The sequence below is a fragment of the Streptomyces cahuitamycinicus genome (assembly GCF_002891435.1).
In the GTDB taxonomy this organism is placed as follows: Bacteria; Actinomycetota; Actinomycetes; order Streptomycetales; family Streptomycetaceae; genus Streptomyces; species Streptomyces cahuitamycinicus.
Map to the genome: position 1 here is coordinate 1 of NZ_POUC01000735.1, position 2,299 is coordinate 2,299.

The following is a 2,299-nucleotide window of genomic DNA, read 5'->3' on the forward strand; positions in this document are numbered from 1 at the left end:
AAACTGCTGGGGCGGAGGCGACGCGAGCGGTCGGGCGCGTAACAGGACGCCCGAACGCCCCGAGGGCGCGAAGCACGCCCCGGTCGGCGAGCGCGGCGGCCGTCCCGGCGGCCAGGGTGCGCAGGCCGGCCGCGCCGTCGCGCCCCAAGGGGCGCGGGGAACTGCGCGATCGGCCACTGCGCGATCGGCCACACCCCACCCGCAGCCGCCGAAACCACCTCCATCCCCCGAGCTACTGGGCGCCCGACTTCCCCTTGAGGTGCCTCTCCGCGAACTCCAGCTCCAGCCGCACCTGCTTGATCCGCTCGTCCACCACCAGCGACCCATGACCGGCGTCGTAGCGGTACACCTCGTGCACCGCGCCGCGCGCCTCCAGGCGCTTGACGTAGTTCTCGATCTGGCGGATCGGGCAGCGGGGGTCGTTGACGCCGGCCGAGATGTAGACCGGGGCCTTGACCTGGTCGACGTAGGTGAGGGGGGACGAGGCCTCGAAGCGGTCGGGGACCTCCTCGGGGGTACCGCCCAGGAGCGTGCGGTCCATCGCCTTCAGCGCTTCCATCTCGTCGTGGTACGCCGTGACGTAGTCGGCGACGGGCACCGCCGCGATGCCGAGGGTCCACGCGTCGGGCTGGACGCCGAGGCCGAGGAGGGTGAGGTAGCCGCCCCAGGAGCCGCCGGTGAGGACGAGGCGGTCGGGGTCGGCGAGCCCGGAGTCGACGGCCCATGCCCGGACCGCGGCGATGTCCTCCAGTTCGATGAGGCCGACGCGGTGCTTCAGGGCGTCCGTCCAGGCACGGCCGTAGCCCGTGGAGCCGCGGTAGTTGACACGGATCACCGCGTAGCCGTGGTCGACCCAGGCCGCCGGGCCCGCCGCGAAGGAGTCGCTGTCGTGCCAGGTGGGCCCGCCGTGGATGTCGAAGACCGTGGGGAGCGGGCCGGTGGTGCCCGCGGGCTTCTGGACGAGGGCGTGGATGCGGCCTCCCGGGCCCTCCACCCACACGTCCTCCACCGGCACCGAGCCGGGCGACTTCATGCCGGGCGGGTCGAGCACGACACCGCCCGCCGTGGAGCGGACCGCGGACGGCTCGGCCGCCGAGGACCACAGGTACTCCACGCTGCCGTCGGGCCGGGCCGTCGCACCGGAGACGGTGCCCGGCGGGGTCGGGATCTCCGTGAGGGCGCGGCCGGCGAGGTCGTAGCGGAACAGCTCGCTGCGTGCCTCGAAGCTGTGCGCGATGAGCAGGCCGCTGCCGTCCGGGTACCACTCGGCGCTGACGTCGCCGGGCAGCTCCAGCGCCAGGTCCGCCTCCTCGCCGGTGGCCACGTCCCACACCAGGGGCTCCCAGCGGCCGCGGCGCTGGTGGCCGATGAGCAGACGCGTGTCGCCGTCGACGGGGGCGAAGCCGAGGACCTCCAGGCCCAGCTCGCGGGTGCCGCCCTCGGTGTCGTCGAGGTCGGCGACCGCCGTGCCGTCGGGGCGCAGGACGCGCAGCGCGGAGTGCATCGCGTCGCCGTGCTCGGTGTGCTCGATGGCGATGAGCGAGCCGTCGTGGGAGAGGTCGCCGACACCGGCAGACTCGCGGTGGCGGTAGATCTCCGCCGGTTCCTCGCCGGCGCGCACCAGGTGGATGGTCGTGCCGTCCTCGTCCGTGGAGCGGCCCACGACCGCCGTGCGCCCGTCACGGCCGAGAGCGAGACCCGCCGGGTAGGAGGCCTCCAGGCCCTCGGCGGCCGGTTCGTCCGCGCCGCCCGCGAAGGGCTGGCGGCGCCACACGCCGAACTCGTCGCCGTCCTTGTCGTCGAACCACCAGATCCACGCGCCGTCCGGGGACAGCACACCGTCCGTCGTGCCGTTCGGCCGGTCCGTCACCTGACGCTGCTCGCCCGTCGACCGGTCCCAGGCGTACAGCTCGTACGTCCCGGTGGCGTTCGAGACGAACAGGGAGCGGTCCGGCGCGTCCTCCGCCCAGTCGGGCAGGGAGACCCGGGGTGCCCGAAAGCGCTTCTCCCAGTCCGGCATCCGCTCCTGCTGTCCCGCCTGTACCGCTTGCTCGTGCTGGTCCCGCTGATCCCGCGCGTCGGACCCGTTGCTCTCAGTCATGGCCCCATAGTGCACGCCCCGGCCGGCAATGCGCTGGCGAGGTCCCCAGCCTGTGGATAACCTCCACCGGTTCCCCCTGCCGCGCCGGTCCGGACCCTCGCGCGACCTCGATCCCAGAGGCCGGCAACCGCTCTCTGGCGCACCTGCGGTGCCACCTCGGCCGCACCCCCGACCTCTGCCGGAACCCCCCTGTCCCTT

General features: G+C 73.9%; 1 protein-coding gene. It reads right to left on the reverse strand.

Annotated elements, in window-relative coordinates; all coding sequences use genetic code 11:
* Nucleotides 1-232 precede the first annotated feature (232 nt).
* Nucleotides 233-2,101, reverse strand: coding sequence for a S9 family peptidase (locus C1J00_RS42245; RefSeq protein ID WP_102914097.1), 1,869 nt, complete (start codon nt 2,099-2,101; stop codon nt 233-235).
* Nucleotides 2,102-2,299: the final 198 nt, after the last annotated feature.

Coding starts and splice junctions, on each gene's coding strand:
- C1J00_RS42245 (WP_102914097.1), bottom strand. CDS start 2,101: ATGACTGAGAGCAACGGGTCCGACGCGCGGGATCAGCGGGACCAGCAC.